At 73.5% G+C, this 14,055-nt stretch carries 16 protein-coding genes; 11 read left to right on the top strand and 5 right to left on the bottom strand.

Going from position 1 to position 14,055, the window contains the following annotated elements; genetic code table 11:
• Positions 1 to 168: 168 nt before the first annotated feature.
• The 3 genes from IF129_RS19725 (at position 169) to IF129_RS19715 (ending at position 1,242) form a co-directional block, all read left to right on the top strand.
• Entirely contained in the window at positions 169 to 462 is a 294-nt protein-coding gene (locus tag IF129_RS19725; protein WP_318153842.1) for a hypothetical protein, read from the top strand.
• Positions 463 to 583: 121 nt separating this feature from the next.
• Complete coding sequence (locus IF129_RS19720; protein ID WP_318153841.1) at positions 584 to 937, top strand: WhiB family transcriptional regulator; 354 nt, start codon at positions 584 to 586, stop codon at positions 935 to 937.
• Positions 934 to 1,242, top strand: coding sequence for a hypothetical protein (locus IF129_RS19715; protein WP_191211050.1), 309 nt, complete (start codon positions 934 to 936; stop codon positions 1,240 to 1,242). Before IF129_RS19720 ends, IF129_RS19715 begins: the two co-directional genes overlap by 4 nt.
• Before the next feature lie 148 nt (positions 1,243 to 1,390).
• Here the strand turns inward: IF129_RS19715 and IF129_RS19710 are convergent, their stop codons facing one another.
• Both IF129_RS19710 and IF129_RS19705 read right to left on the bottom strand, forming a co-directional pair.
• Entirely contained in the window at positions 1,391 to 2,806 is a 1,416-nt protein-coding gene (locus tag IF129_RS19710; protein ID WP_191211049.1) for an ABC1 kinase family protein, read from the bottom strand.
• A gap of 34 nt (positions 2,807 to 2,840) precedes the next feature.
• On the bottom strand, positions 2,841 to 3,983 hold the full coding sequence (locus tag IF129_RS19705) for a ThiF family adenylyltransferase (protein ID WP_191211048.1): 1,143 nt from the start codon (positions 3,981 to 3,983) through the stop codon (positions 2,841 to 2,843).
• A 224-nt stretch (positions 3,984 to 4,207) separates the two neighbouring features.
• Here IF129_RS19705 and IF129_RS19700 point away from each other — a divergent pair, with 224 nt between their 5' ends.
• The 4 genes from IF129_RS19700 to IF129_RS19685 all read left to right on the top strand — a co-directional run bounded on the left by IF129_RS19700 (position 4,208) and on the right by IF129_RS19685 (position 7,846).
• The gene (locus IF129_RS19700; protein ID WP_191211047.1) at positions 4,208 to 4,786 is read left to right on the top strand and encodes a M48 metallopeptidase family protein; all 579 of its coding nucleotides are present in this window, start codon (positions 4,208 to 4,210) and stop codon (positions 4,784 to 4,786) included.
• Positions 4,787 to 4,851: 65 nt separating this feature from the next.
• Positions 4,852 to 6,405: a TerD family protein gene (locus IF129_RS19695; RefSeq protein WP_191211046.1), complete on the top strand. Its 1,554-nt coding sequence runs from the start codon at positions 4,852 to 4,854 to the stop codon at positions 6,403 to 6,405.
• Positions 6,406 to 6,416: 11 nt separating this feature from the next.
• Positions 6,417 to 7,100 carry an AIM24 family protein gene (locus IF129_RS19690; RefSeq protein WP_191211045.1) on the top strand — a complete coding sequence of 228 codons (684 nt, stop codon included), beginning with the start codon at positions 6,417 to 6,419 and terminating at the stop codon, positions 7,098 to 7,100.
• Between the two features lie 14 nt (positions 7,101 to 7,114).
• A complete protein-coding gene (locus tag IF129_RS19685; RefSeq protein ID WP_191211044.1) occupies positions 7,115 to 7,846 on the top strand; it encodes an AIM24 family protein in 732 nt (243 codons plus the stop codon).
• A 79-nt stretch (positions 7,847 to 7,925) separates the two neighbouring features.
• Here IF129_RS19685 and IF129_RS19680 read toward each other — a convergent pair whose 3' ends face one another.
• Positions 7,926 to 8,453, bottom strand: coding sequence for an NUDIX hydrolase (locus IF129_RS19680; RefSeq protein WP_191211043.1), 528 nt, complete (start codon positions 8,451 to 8,453; stop codon positions 7,926 to 7,928).
• Positions 8,450 to 9,922: a zinc-dependent metalloprotease gene (locus IF129_RS19675; RefSeq protein WP_191211042.1), complete on the bottom strand. Its 1,473-nt coding sequence runs from the start codon at positions 9,920 to 9,922 to the stop codon at positions 8,450 to 8,452. The genes IF129_RS19680 and IF129_RS19675 overlap by 4 nt, the downstream gene beginning before the upstream one ends.
• Before the next feature lie 245 nt (positions 9,923 to 10,167).
• Here IF129_RS19675 and IF129_RS19670 point away from each other — a divergent pair, with 245 nt between their 5' ends.
• The 4 genes from IF129_RS19670 (at position 10,168) to IF129_RS19655 (ending at position 13,354) form a co-directional block, all read left to right on the top strand.
• Positions 10,168 to 11,286, top strand: coding sequence for an SDR family oxidoreductase (locus IF129_RS19670; RefSeq protein ID WP_191211041.1), 1,119 nt, complete (start codon positions 10,168 to 10,170; stop codon positions 11,284 to 11,286).
• 84 nt (positions 11,287 to 11,370) lie between these two features.
• A complete protein-coding gene (locus tag IF129_RS19665; protein ID WP_191211040.1) occupies positions 11,371 to 11,841 on the top strand; it encodes a molybdenum cofactor biosynthesis protein MoaE in 471 nt (156 codons plus the stop codon).
• Between the two features lie 121 nt (positions 11,842 to 11,962).
• Positions 11,963 to 12,253 (top strand): hypothetical protein, encoded by a 291-nt coding sequence (locus IF129_RS19660; protein WP_191211111.1) that lies wholly within the window; start codon positions 11,963 to 11,965, stop codon positions 12,251 to 12,253.
• A 9-nt stretch (positions 12,254 to 12,262) separates the two neighbouring features.
• A complete protein-coding gene (locus IF129_RS19655; RefSeq protein ID WP_191211039.1) occupies positions 12,263 to 13,354 on the top strand; it encodes a YlbL family protein in 1,092 nt (363 codons plus the stop codon).
• Between the two features lie 55 nt (positions 13,355 to 13,409).
• On the opposite strand, the gene IF129_RS19650 is transcribed toward IF129_RS19655, so the two are convergent.
• Positions 13,410 to 13,988, bottom strand: a complete 579-nt coding sequence (locus tag IF129_RS19650) for a PPA1309 family protein (RefSeq protein WP_191211038.1) — start codon at positions 13,986 to 13,988, stop codon at positions 13,410 to 13,412.
• Between the last annotated feature and the right edge of the window lie 67 nt (positions 13,989 to 14,055).

Here is a 14,055-nt window from a genome sequence, read left to right as displayed (position 1 = left end):
GCCGGAAAAATAGTTTGCGCGCGCCGCCACGCGCCCCATAGCCTTCGGAACGTGGAGAGGGCGGGAAGCTTTCCGGCTCCGGCCGCTCCGTGCTGTACTTATCCCTGAACATGTTCGGGACCGGCTCCGGCCGGTTTCCGGCCGAGACGCCGAGAGGAGGCGAGACCAGTGATCGGAATCATCAACATCACCCCCGGCAGCACCCGTGCCCTCACGACCGCTCACTCGGTCGTTGCCACCTGCTCCCTCGGCGCCGGAGTCCCGGCCACCGGTCTGTCCGGTGTCCGGACGCGTGCCGAGCGACCGGCCGGGGCGTCCGCAGTGCTCGCGGCGGCACAGGCCAAGGCCTGCGCCTTCGCCGCGGCGGCGGCGGATGCCGGCGCAAGCCAGAAGCAGCAGTACAGCAAGCACCACACGATGTGGGCCTTCCGTGGGCCTGAACCCTGGAGAGATCCAGCCTGATCGGCGATCAGGTCGGCACCTTCCAGGGCCGCGGAACCCACACCGGGTACCGCGGCCCTTCTGTTTGCCCAGGCAGCCCGGCCACCGGCCGGACCGACAACGACAGACGAGGAAGTCACCAGTGCAGACGCACACCCCGTCACCGCAGACCGACCTGAACCCGCCTGATCCCACGGAGGACCCCTTGACCGCCTTCCCCAAGCTCACCGAGCTGGACGACGCCATCGACCGGCTCGGCGTGGCCGTTCCCTGCCGTAGCTACGACCCCGAGGTCTTCTTCGCCGAGGCGCCCGCCGACGTCGAGTACGCCAAGTCCCTCTGCCAGACCTGCCCGCTGCGCGAGGCCTGCCTCGCCGGGGCGAAGGACCGGCGCGAGCCCTGGGGCGTCTGGGGCGGCGAGCTCTTCGTCCAGGGCGTCGTGGTGCCGCGCAAGCGGCCGCGTGGCCGCCCTCGCAAGAACCCGGTCGCGGCATGAACGCCCCCGGCACGATCGACAGTCCGTCCGCCCACGGACCCGCGGAGCAGGACCCGATGAACGACATGATCTTCCCCGCCTACGAGCGCGGCAGGGCCGAACGGCCCGGCGCCCCACAGAACAGGACCCGTCAGATGCAACTCCTGCCCGAAACCTTGAGCAGGGCCCGAATACAGCAGTACCGCAGCGAGGCCAAGGCCGAGCAACTGGCGTATCAGCTGGTGCTCGCCCGGCGCATGCAGCGGAGGGCCGAACGTGCCTCCATGCGTGCCCGCAGGGCCATCGCGAGGACCGTCATGTACTGAGCACCAGGGAGGCGACCGTGATCCGGCACCGGCACAACGGTGACCACCACACGACCTGACCCAGGACAGCAGCACGGCAGAACCGGTGCGGACCGCGCCGGAACCGGGGCCGGGGCGCATCAGCGCCCCGGCCCCGGCGCGTCACACCTCAGGCAACCGTGCCCGCCACGGCGGCCGACCCGTCCGGCCCGCTCTTCTCCGCCTCGGGCGGTTCGGCCCCGTCCTCCTCGATCTCCCCGTCCTCCTCCACCGCGTCCGCGGCGAAGCCCGGGAGCCAGTCCTCCAGCTCGTCCCGCAGTCGCACGTGTGCGCCGAGCTGGCACAGCACCCCGATCGTGCTCAACCAGACGCGGTGGATCAGCAGGTACGAGGGCGGCAGGTTGAGCTGCTTGCCCAACTGGTAGGCGGGGGAGCGACGGTCGGCGAGCGTGGCCGTCTGCTTGCGCAGCCATTCCCGGGAGAACGGGAAGCTCTCCGCGACGGCGGGCTCGATGAGCGGCTGCAGGTAGTCGTACACCGCCTCCGGGTCGAGTTCGACGTCCGGCCTGACGAAGCCTTCTTCGCGCAGCACCGTGTACACCGTGTCGACGTGCCCCTCAAGCGTCGTGCGCAGCGCGACACCGATCGGCTCGGGAAGCCCCTCGGGGAGGCGGTTGACGGTGCCGAAGTCCATGACACCGAGCCGGCCGTCGTCGAGCAGCCGGAAGTTCCCGGGGTGCGGGTCCGCGTGCAGCAGGCCCGTGCGCGCGGTGCCGCTGAACAGGAACCGCGCCAGCAGCTGCCCCACGTGGTCGCGATCGTCCTGCGCACCCTCACGGATGACCGCAGCCAGCGGTGTCCCGTCCATCCACTCGGTGACCAGTACCTGCTCGCACTGGTGCACCACGTCGGGCACGCACACGTCGGGGTCCCCGGCGAACTCCGCCGCATAGGCCCGCTGGGCCTCCGCCTCCAGCGCGTAGTCCAGCTCTTCGGCCACCCGCTCCCGCATCTCGGCTATGAGGGGCTTGACCTCCATCCCCGGCACCAGGGGCCCCAGCACCCGGGCGAACCGGCCCAGCTGGGCGAGGTCCGAGAGGAGCGCCTCCCCGGCGCCCGGATACTGGACCTTGACCGCCACCTCGCGGCCGTCGTGCCACACGGCCCGGTGCACCTGGCCGATCGAGGCGGCCGCGGCCGGCTTGTCGCTGAACTCGAGGAACAGCTCCCGCCACTCCTCGCCCAGCCGCTGGGCGAGGACCTTGTGCACCGTGGCCGCGGGCATCGGCGGTGCCGCTTCCTGGAGCTTGGTGAGCGCGGCGCGGTAGGGGCCGGCCACGTCCTCGGGCAGCACCGACTCGAACACCGACATGGCCTGCCCGAACTTCATGGCTCCGCCCTTGAGGGAGCCGAGCGTGGAGAACAGCTGCTCAGCGGTGCGCTGCTGCAGTTCGGCGGCGATGGCCTCGGCGGGTCGGCCGCCGAGGCGCTTGCCGAGGCCGAGCGCCGTCCGGCTCGCGAACCCGAGCGGCAGCGCGGCCAGCTTGGCGGTCCGGGTCACTGCCTTGCGGGGAAGATCTGACATGCACCCCTCCAACTCGCGGATCGGCTCCGGCGGCTCAGGCGCCACCCGGCCCGGACGCCATGGTCACCTCTGGTGCGTCCCACGTCGAGGCTGTGGCGCCGGACACGTCCCTCTCCTGTGCCGCAGCCCCGCAGGGGCACTCCTCATACGGTCGCACAGCCTCCTCCTCGGGCCGTAGCCCGGGCAGGGTGAACGAGCAGCGCATGCCGGGCCGGGCGCCGCCGTCTCCGTCGAGAAGGCTCAGGGCGAAGGACGCGGCGGCCCCGGCCGTCACCGTCGCCAGCGCCGTGTCGCAGGCCACGGGACCGGTGCGCCGGGCCTGCCGCCACTGGCCCACCATGAGGGGCCAGGCGGGCTCCCGCGCGGCGCGCCCCCGCAGTATGCAGTCCGCGCACGCCGACTGGCCGGGAAGAACGAGCGGGCCCACGAATCCGGTGGCCTCCACCACGCCGGTGTACAGGTGTGGCCGGCCTGCGGCGATCAGCTCCCGGGCCGCTTCGGCCTCCGGGGCGTACGCTGCCAGCCCGTCGCGCGGGGCGATGATCACCAAGTCGAGACCGCCGTCCGGACGGCCGGGGGCGGCGCCTCGCGGACGGCGCGACCAGGGGGCGGACCGGACCACCGCCTTGCGCAGCGCGGACGTGCGCCGCTCGCCCGTCTGACGGGAACCCAACCCGCCGGGCGCGGTGTCCCACTCGCTCACGCAGCCGCCGTCCACGACGTCGACCCGGCCCACCCCGGCTGCCGCGAGAAGCGACGCCAGTGTGCCGCCGACGCGGCCCCCGCCCCGGACCTGGACGTGGGCGGAGCGGCGCGCCGCCAGGAGGCGTACCGCGGTTCCCGCCCTCGGGTGCACGACCGAGAGGGAGGCCAGATCCGGGCGCAACGCCTCGGGTACGGCCGCCGCCGCGCCCCGCCCGGCTGAGGCGTCGTCCAGCAGGCCGGCACCGGCCAGCCGCTCCACGACCCCGTCCGCCGCGCCGTGCCCCAGGCCGAGGCTCCTCGCCAGCTGCCTCAGCTGCTCCATGCTGCGCGTGCCGTCCAGCAGGTCGAGGAAGCTTCCCGTGGCCGTGTCCACCGGACCGAGCACGACCGCGTGCGCGGGCGTGACCCCGTACTGAACCGTGTGCCGGTCCCGCCAGCTCCTGCGCAGCGCGGACTTGATCTTCGGATGCATCTCCCGCCCCCTCCGTCATGGCGCTGCGCCCGACCTCTGCGGACGCGCGCCTGCCAACAGCCGGACCGCACCGATGCGGCCGACCCTCGCAACCGGCCTCAGCATGAACCAGATCGCCCAGGGTTGCGCTGAGTTGTCCACAGGCAGTGGGTGATGGTCGTACTAGTCATGCGCGAGAGTCACGTGGCCTCGGCAGTCGCGCTCCGGGCCGGTACCGTCGGACCGTGACCGCCGAACCTCTCGACAGCGTCCCGTCGCCGAGCTCCGCAGAAGCCCCGGACCCAGGGCGGGTCGAAGTGCGCCGCAGCGACCGCCGCCGCCGTACCGTCTCGGCCTACCGGGAGGACGGCCGCACCGTCGTGCTCATTCCCGCCCGCATGTCCCTCGCCGACGAACGGCGCTGGGTCGCGGTCATGCTCGACAAGCTCGCCGCCCAGGAGAGCCGCCGCACCCCTCCGGACGGCGAGCTGGCCGGCCGGGCCCTCGGCCTGTCCGACCAGTACCTCGGCGGCCGGGCCCGTCCCGTCTCCGTCCGATGGGTCACGAACCAGAACACCCGCTGGGGCTCGTGCACGCCCGCCGAGGGGACGATCCGGCTCTCCCACCGTCTGCAGGGCATGCCCGAGTACGTGCTCGACTACGTCCTGCTGCACGAACTGGCCCACCTCCTCGTACCCGGCCACGGGCCGGAGTTCTGGCGGCTGCTCGACGCCTACCCGCGCACGGAGCGGGCCCGCGGCTACCTGGAGGGCGTGGCCTCGGCCGGGCGGCTGCCGCACGCCCGCGGCGCACGCGACGGCTGACCTCGCGGCCGGACCGGTTAGCCTGACGCCAAGGTTCCAGCACGGATGGGGGACGGGCGTTACGCATGGCCAGGGAATTCCAACGCGGCCACAAGGCCAGACTCAGTGATCTGACGGCGGGGACGGATCTGTACATCGGCGTGCAGATCACCGGGCCCGGCCTGGCGTTCGACATCAGCTGCTTCGGACTCGACGCCGACGAACGCCTGTCGGACGACCGCTACTTCGTCTTCTACAACCAGCCGGAGTCCCCCGAGGGCGCCATCCGGCAGCTCGGCCCGCAAGCCGGCGACACCGAGTCCTTCCGGGTGACGTTCGACGAGGTCCCGGACGCCGTGCGCCGCCTGTCGTTCACCGCCACCCTCGACGGCGACGGCCAGATGTCCCAGGTCGCGCCGGGCTACCTGCGCATCGTCGCGGGGGGCGAGGAAGTCGCGCGCTACGCGTTCGACGGCTCGGAGTTCACCACCGAGCGCGCGGTCATGCTCGGAGACTTCTACGTCAAGGACGTCTGGCGCTTCGCCGCCGTGGGCCAGGGCTTCGACGGCGGGCTGGCCGCGCTGCTCCAGCACTTCGGGGGTGAGGTCGCCGAGGAGGCGCGGGCCCCGGAGGGGGAGGCGGCCGAGGCTCCCGGCTTCGCCCCGCCCGCCGGGCCCGCGCCGGCCTTCGCACCGCCGCCCGGCGGCCCGCCGTCCCCGCCTCCGGCGCCCGCCCCCGTGCAGCCCCCGCCTCCGGCGCCCGTCCCGCAGCAGCCCGCCGCGTCCGTTCCGCAGCACGCGGCTCCGACGATCGCCGCCCCGATGCCGGCTCCGGTGGCGCAGCCCCCCGGACCGCCCCAGCCGCCGCCGGGCTCCTACGCACCGCCCGGCGTGCCCGCGCAGGCGTCGCCCCCCGGCTTCGGCCAGCAGCCGCCCGGCCAGGCCGTCCCCGGCGGGTACGGGGTTCCCCAGCAGGGCGGCGCCGGGCTGCGCGTCAGCCTGGAGAAGTACCGAGAGGTCCCCGTCGGCCGGCGCTGGACGCTCCAGAACGGCCAGCTGGTGCGCGCCGACCTCGGCGTCGACCCGCAGCCCGTGCTCGCGCGCCAGGGCAGCATGGTCCTGTACCAGGGCGACGTCGACTTCAGCCACAAGAGCGCCGGTTTCGTCGGGCGGGTGGTCGGGCAGGCCACCGGCCAGGAGATGCAGCTCATGCGCTGCGCCGGTCGCGGTCAGGTCTTCTTCGCCGACGACAGCAGCCATCTCCATCCGATCGAGCTCCAGGGCGACGGGATCTGCGTCTCGGCGGAGAACGTGCTGGCCTTCGACGAGACGCTGCACTACGAGGTGCGGCGCATCGAGGGGCACGGAATTCCGGGCGGGGTGCTGTTCACGATGCAGTTCCAGGGCACCGGCACCGTCGTGGTCAAGACGCACGGCACTCCCGTCGTGCTGCCCGTCACCCCGATGACGTACGCCGACGCGCAGGCGGTCGTCGCCTGGTCGTCCGCCGCGCAGGTCATCGTCTCCAGCCAGGTCCGGCTGCGGCGCACGGCCTATCCCGGGCACAGCGGCGAGAGCGTCAACCTCCAGTTCCGGGGCGCCCCCGGCAACTTCATCGTCGTCCAGCCCTACGAGGTCTGAGGGAGCCCGTCATGACCCAGCAACCGCTCGCGGGCTACGCCCCGACGCCGCCGGCCGCCCGGATGGAGAACCACGGCAGCCACATCCTCAAGGTCGCCATGGCCTCCGGGCAGGACGTGTACGCCCGCACCGGATCCATGATCTCCTACGAGGGGTTCGTGCAGTACGAGCCCAACCCGCCGGCCGTGCGGCAGCAGGCCGCCCAGTGGCTCACCGGCGAGGGCGCGCCGCTGATGCGCTGCCACGGCGACGGTCTGCTCTACCTCGCCGACTACGGAGCCGAGGTCGTCGTCGTGCACCTCGCCGACGACTCCGTCTCCGTCAACGGCACCAACCTCCTCGCCTTCGACGCGCACCTCCAGTTCGGCGTCGAGCGGGTGAAGGGCCTGGCCAAGCTGGCCGGACAGGGCCTGTTCAACGTCACCGTCGCCGGTACCGGCTGGGTGGCCCTGACCTCCCGCGGGACCCCGGTCGTCGTGGACTGCGGCCGGGGCGAGGACGAGACGTACGTCGACCCGGACGCGCTGGTCGCCTGGTCGACGAGGCTCAAGGTGAAGGGCAAGCGCAGTTTCAAGGCATCGGCCCTGATCGGGCGGGGCAGCGGGGAGGCGTTCCAGCTCGGGTTCTCCGGGCAGGGCTTCGTCGTGGTCCAGCCCAGCGAGGACAGCGCCGACCGCCTGCGCGTGCGCGGCTGAGGGGGAGGAACACCATGCAGAGTCCGCTTTTCGCACACACCGAGGTGCAGGACGCGCCGCCGTTCGCCCTGCAGAACGACAAGATGCTGCGCGTGGCCGTGAGCGGGCGGCGGGACGTGCTCGCCCGCAAGGGCAGCATGATCGCCTACCAGGGGCAGGTCCAGTTCGACGGCGAGTACCAGCCCCGGGGTCGGCGCCGGGGCGCCGACCACCTGGAACTGATGCGCTGCTCGGGCGAGGGCACGGTCTTCTTCGCCAACCTGGCACAGGACGTGCACGTGCTGGAGGTGCCGCGCGACGGCCTGACCGTGGACAGCGGTTACGTCCTGGCACTCGACTCGGGGCTCCACTGGGAGGTCATCAGCGTCGACAGCCAGTACGGCATCTCGGGCACGGGAAAGTACAACCTGCTCATCACCGGTCAGGGACAGCTGGCCCTCATGACCTCCGGGAAGCCGCTCATGATGCCGGTGACCCCGGAGCGCTACGTCAGTGTCGACTCGGACGCCGTCGTCGCCTGGTCGACCGGTCTGACGGTCCAGATGCAGGCCCAGACCAGCTCCTCCGGCGTGTGGCGCCGCCGGGGCAACACCGGCGAGGGGTGGGAGCTGAACTTCATGGGCCACGGCTTCGTCCTCGTCCAGCCCAGCGAGCTCCTGCCGCCGCAGAACGCGCGGCTCGGTGGTGGCGTGCGCGGCCAGTTCGGCATGGACCGCCCGACCGGGGGCAACGTCTTCACCAACTGACCGGCCCGTCGGCGGCGCCCGCCCCCCGCGCAGGGCTGGCGGGCGCCGCGCCGGCGGCCGGCCCGGTCCCGGACGCCGCTCAGAGCAGCTGCCGGGCCCGTTCCACGAGCCGCACGACGGAGGCGTCGGCCACCTCGGCCACCTCGTCGAAGGCGAACCACCGCAGCTCCAGCGACTCGGCGCTGACCGTCTCCACCGATCCGGGCGGAGCGAGGGCCACGTACTGCACGTCGAGGTGCCAGGCACACGGCGTGTGGTGCCGGTCCAGCCGGGCGGGGCCACCGGGCAGCAGCGAGAGCCCCGCCACACCGGACTCCTCGGTCGCCTCCCGCAGGGCGGCATCGGCCAGCGTCGCGTCCTGCGGCTCGCAGTGCCCGCCGGTCTGCAGCCACATGCGCAGCTTCCCGTGCAGCGTGAGCAGCGCACGGCCGGCGGCGGCGTCGACGACGAGCGCGCTCGCCGTCAGATGACCGGACGCGCAGGAGCGCCGCACGGCGTCCGGCCGGGACGCCAGGTGGTCCAGGTACGCCTGCCGCAACCGCTCCTGCGACCCGGGCGGTGCGGACCACTCCTTCAGCGTCCGCACCGCGTCCTCGTGCAGGCTCACCGGGCGTCGTCGCCCTTGCTCCCGTCGCCGCCCTCGCCCCGGCGGTCCCCGTCTCCGTCGGCGTCCCCGTCGGTGCGCTTCCCGGGACCCTCCGGTGCCGTGCCCTCCGCCGCCGCGCCCAGCATCCGGTCCAGCTCGGAGAAGTCCGGGTGCTCGTGGTGGACGAAGCCGTCGGGGTCGTCCAGGTCGGCGGCGGTCGGCAGCATGTCGGGGTGCTCCCACAGGGCGTCCCGGCCCTCGGCCCCGCGAGCGTCGGCCAGGGAGGCCCACAGCCGGGAGGCGTCCCGCAGCCTGCGGGGGCGCAGTTCCAGACCGATCAGTGTCGCGAACGTCTGCTCGGCCGGGCCGCCGGTCGCCCGCCGTCGGCGCAGCGTCTCCCGCAGTGCGTCCGCTCCGGGCAGGTGCGGCTGCGCCGCGGCGTGCACGACGGCGTCCACCCAGCCCTCCACCAGGGCCAGCGCCGTCTCCAGCCGGGCGAGCGCCGCCTTCTGCTCCGGGGTGTCCTCGGGCTGGAACATGCCCTGCTGCAGCTTCTCCTGCAGTTCCTCGGGGCGGCTCGGGTCGAGCTGTCCGACGACGTCCTCCAGCTTGGCCGTGTCGACGGCGATGCCCCGCGCGTAGCCCTCCACCGCGCCGAACAGGTGTGAGCGCAGCCACGGCACGTGGGCGAACAACCGCTGGTGGGCCGCCTCCCGCAGGGCCAGGTACAGCCGGACCTCCTCCTGCGGGACGCCCAGGCCCTCGCCGAAGGCCGTGATGTTGCGCGGCAGGAGGGCGGCCTTGCCCGCCGGGCCGAGCGGCAGGCCCACGTCCGTCGAGCCGACGACCTCTCCGGCGAGGACACCGAGTGCCTGGCCGATCTGGGTGCCGAACATCGCGCCGCCCATCGACCGCATCATGCCGAGCAGCGGGCCGGCCATGGCCTGCATCTCCTCGGGCAGGACGTCTCCCATGGCGGCGCCCACCCGCTCCGCCACCGGGTCGACCAGTTCCTTCCACACCGGCAGCGTCGACTCCACCCACTCGGCACGGCTCCAGGCCACCGTGGCCCCGGCGCCGGAGGGCAGGGAGGTCACGCCGTCGAGCCACAGGTCGGCCAGGCGCAGCGCCTCTTCGGCCTGGGCCCGCTCCTGGGGGCCGACACTCGCGTCCTTGGAGCCGTCGGCCGCGCCCTGGGCGACGGTCTGCCGGGCGATGTCCTTGGCCATGTCCCAGTTGACCGGACCGCCCTCGTAGCTGAGCATCTGGCCGAGCCGCTGGAAGGCCGCGCCGAGGTCGTTCGGGTTCATCCCGCCGGGGCCGCCCAGCGAGCCGAACATGGCGGCGAGGGGGTTGTCGGGGTCGCCCGGCCCGCCCGGCATGCCGCCGAAGCCGAAGGGGTTCCCGCCCTCGCCGCCCTTCTTCCGGCCGTCGTCGCCGTCCTCCGGCTCCTCGGGCGGGAGGCCGAATCCGAATGGGGTGTCACTCACGGAAAGTCCTCGGCTCTGTCGGTGGGTCGTCGGGTCGGCCGGGCCCGGCAGATCGGTGCAGGTCCGTGGCCGGCCCGGTGGACCGCGTGCGGAAGGCGCGGGGAGCGCCGGAACCGCCGCGTCGGGTGGGTGGGTCCTTACGGGAACGGCCCACCCGTTTCGCGGGCACTCCCTCCAGCCTAGACACCTGTCAGGCAGGATGGGGCCTGCGCACCCGTACCAGAGACAACCACTGGAGCAGCCCGGTGAGTTCCCCCGAACACCACGTTCGCGCAGCGCGAAACGGCGCTGCCGGTCCCGTCGTCGCCGTCACCGGCGCGGCGCACGGGGTCGGCGCGCTGCTCACGGCGCGACTGGCGGCGTCCCCGGCGATCAGGCAGGTCGTCGGCCTGGACGAGGAGCGCGGCGAGACGGAGGGCGTGCAGTGGCACACGCTCGACGTCCGCGACCCCGCCCTCGCGGAGCGCCTGCGGTCGGGCGAGGACGGCGGCGAGCCGGTCGACGTCGTCGTCCACCTGGCCCTGGACCTGGACCTGGAGTCCGACGGTGAGGCGCGGACCGCCTACAACGTGCGCGGTACGCAGACGGTGCTGACGGCGGCCGCCGCGGCCGGGGTGCGGCGCGTCGTGCTGTGCACGTCCGCCATGGTCTACGGCGCCCTGCCGGACAACGACGTGCCGCTCGCGGAGGACGCCGAGCTGCGCGCCACCGCCGAGGCGACCGGCGTCGGCGACCTGCTGGAGATCGAGCGGCTCGCCGAACGCGCGCCCCGGGCGCATCCGGGCCTGAACGTCACCGTGCTGCGTCCGTCCGTGCTCGTGGGCGGCGTGGACACGGCGCTGACCCGCTACTTCGAGTCACCGCGCCTGCTCGTGGTCGCCGGGTCCCGGCCGTGCTGGCAGTTCTGCCACGTCGAGGACCTGGTCAGCGCGCTGGAGTACGCCGTGCTGGAGGAGGTGGACGGTGAGCTGGCCGTCGGGTGCGACGGGTGGCTGGAGCAGGAGGAGGTGGAGGAGCTCTCGGGTATCCGGCGGATGGAGCTGCCCTCGGCGGTCGCGCTGGGCGCCGCCTCCCGGCTGCACCGTCTCGGCCTGACGCCCTCGCCCGCCGGCGACCTGGCGTACACCATGTACCCCTGGGTCGTGAGCGGCTCCCGACTGCACGACGCGGGATGGCGTCCCCGGTGGACCAACGAGGAGGTGCTGGCCGCGCTCCTGGACGAGGTCGAGGGCCGGCACACGGTCGCCGGACGCAGGCTCGGCCGCAAGGACGCCGCGACGACACTCGGGGCCGCCGGTGCGACCGTCGCGCTGGTGGGCACGGCGGCGCTGGTCCGTCGGGCCCGCAGGCGCCGCGGCCGCTGACCCCGCTCGGAATCTGCGGCACCCGTGCGCCCGGACGGTGGAAGGTCGTTTCCGAAACCACGCCGTGTGCGGCAGCATGAGCCCATGGCACACACGCACGACGCAGCCCACCACCCCGGCGAACAGGGCGCCGCCGACCCGATCCGCCTGCTGGCCGTCCGGGAGACACCGCTCTCGCTCGACGAGGTCTTCGCCGCCGTGGGGGACAGCGCGGCGGGCGGCACGGCCCTCTTCGTGGGCACCGTGCGCGACCACGACGGCGGCAGCGACGTCGACCGCCTCGGCTACTCCGCCCACCCGAGCGTGGAGGCCGAGATGCGGCGGATCGCCGAGCGCGTCACCGCCGAGTTCCCCGTTCGGGCCCTGGCCGCCGTCCACCGGGTGGGTGACCTCCGGGTGGGTGACCTGGCGGTGGTCGTCGCCGTCTCCTGCCCCCACCGGGGCGAGGCGTTCAGCGCCTGCCGCAAGCTCATCGACGACCTCAAGCACGAGGTGCCGATCTGGAAGCACCAGGTCTTCGCCGACGGCACCGACGAATGGGTCGGCGCGGGCTGACGCCGAGCGGGCACACGTCCGGTTGCACGCCTGGAAAGTGGCCCCAAGAGTGGGAATCTCCGCACTGTCCGTTCGCGTGCCGCCGTCCCGTGGAGGCCGGCGGCGGGACCGGGAGGTTCGCATGGCGTCGCTGGTCTGGCTCCTCATACCCCTGGCGGGGGCGATATACGCGGCCTCCTGGGCCTCCTGGGCCGCCCGGCGGTCCGCCGAGCGGGGTACCGGCGACGCCGCCGGGGTCGCCGGCTACGACGCGTTCCGTTCCGTGATGGAGCGGTCCGCCGCCGAGCGCCACCGCCGCTCCGGGGCCGCCGGGGGAGGGGCCCCGAGCCCGTCCACACCGCTCCGCCCGGCCCGCCGGAGCCCACCCCGGACGGCCCGTCCCGAGCGGCCGGGTGACCGGCCGGTCCCGTAGTGTCGGGGCATGTCTCGCCGTCACGCCACGATCCTCGCCTCCACGCTGCTCCTCATAGCGATGCTCTGCGCGGTGGCCCTGGTGCGGGTGCCCTACTCCGAACTCTCCCCCGGGCCGACCGTCAACACGCTGGGCGAGTACGGCGGCGAGCCCGTGCTCAGCATCGACGGCCGGGAGTCCTACGACACCGCCGGGAACCTCAACATGACGACGGTCCGCGTGACCGGCGCGGACTACGAGATGACCCTCGGCGAAGCCCTCTACAGCTGGATCTCGGACGACGCCGCCGTCGTTCCGCACGAGTCCCTCTACCCCGACGGCACGACGGCCGAGGAGGCCGAGCAGGAGAACGCCGAGGAGTTCTCCCGGTCGCAGGAGTCCGCCAAGGTCGCGGCGCTGCGTGAGCTGGGTATCCCGGTCGCCGAGCGGACCGTGGTCAAGGCCGTCGTCAAAGACGGCCCGGCCGAGGGCACCCTGCGCGCCGGTGACGTCATCAAGGCCGTGGACGGTTCCCCGGTGACGGAGCCGTCGGAGGTCGCCGAGCTGGTCACCGCCCACGAACCCGGCGAGGACGTCGTCTTCACCGTCGTTCCCGTCAAGGCCGCCACGGCCGCCGAGGAGGCCGGCGAGGACCCGGCGGCGGCGGAGACGCGCGAGGTCACCCTCACCACGACGGCGGCCGAGGACGACCGCGCCATCGTCGGCATCCAGGCGGGGACGGCGCACACGTTCCCGTTCGAGATCGACATCCGGCTCGCGGACGTCGGCGGCCCCAGCGCCGGGCTCATGTTCGCCCTCGGGATCACGGACAAGCTGACCGAGGAGGACCTGACCGGCGGCACGTTCGTCGCCGGTACGGGAACCATCACCCCCGACGGGGAAGTGGGGCCGATCGGCGGCGTGACGATGAAGACCCTCGCCGCGCGCGCCGCCGGAGCCCGCTACTTCCTCACCCCCGAGGCCAACTGCCCCACGGCCGCCAAGGCCCGCCCGGACGGCCTCACGCTGGTCGAGGTCGCCACCATGGACGACGCCCTGGCGGCGCTGGAGGACATCCGCGCGGACGACACCGAGTCGCTCCCCGTGTGCGCCGCGAACTGACCCGTGCCGCCGCCCGGGCACCGGGCGCACCGCCGGAACCGGCGGTGCGGCGGGATCAGCCGGTGAACGTCGCCGTCAGCGCCTCGGCGAGTCCGGGGACGAGGTCCGAGCCCGTCAGCACCTCGGTCGCTGCGTCCTTCTCCCGCAGCCGCAGGGCGGCCTCCCGCTCACCGTCCCGCAGGACGGCCACCGTCATCCGCACCTCCTGCCGTTCCGGGTGCCGGGCGACCCACGCCGCCAGCGCCTCCTCGTCCAGGTCCGTGGGGACCGAGCCCTCGGCCGTCGGGGGGAGCATCAGCCGTTCGACGGTCAGGGCGCAGCCCGTGACCGCGTCCGGCCAGGCGATGGTGCCGAGGAACTCGTCCAGTGGCAGTCCGTCGGGCAGTTCGTCCTGCTCGACGGGGGTGAGTCCGGCGCTCGGTCGGCCGGCGTCGGGGTCGGCGTCCGGACCGGACAGGCCGAGGCGTTCCGCCAGCTCCGGCTCGTCGGCCTGGAGCTGCGCGGTGTCCACGAGGGCGAAGAGGCGGGCGGGCTGGTCCCAGCCGAGCCCGGAGGCGTAGTCGTCGATTTCCAGCACGGCACGGGTCAGTGGTGACGCGGCCAGGGGGGTTCCGTCCAGGGGAAGGTTGCTCATGCTCATATCGTGCCTTCTGATGCCCCGGGAACGGGAACCGAGTAAAGCTTCGTTAAGTTGACCAGAG

This window comes from Streptomyces chumphonensis, from assembly GCF_014779715.1.
In the GTDB taxonomy this organism is placed as follows: domain Bacteria; phylum Actinomycetota; class Actinomycetes; order Streptomycetales; family Streptomycetaceae; genus Streptomyces; species Streptomyces chumphonensis.
The sequence above is the reverse complement of the archived record's forward strand: the minus strand, read 5'-3'. Positions and strand labels throughout refer to the sequence as shown.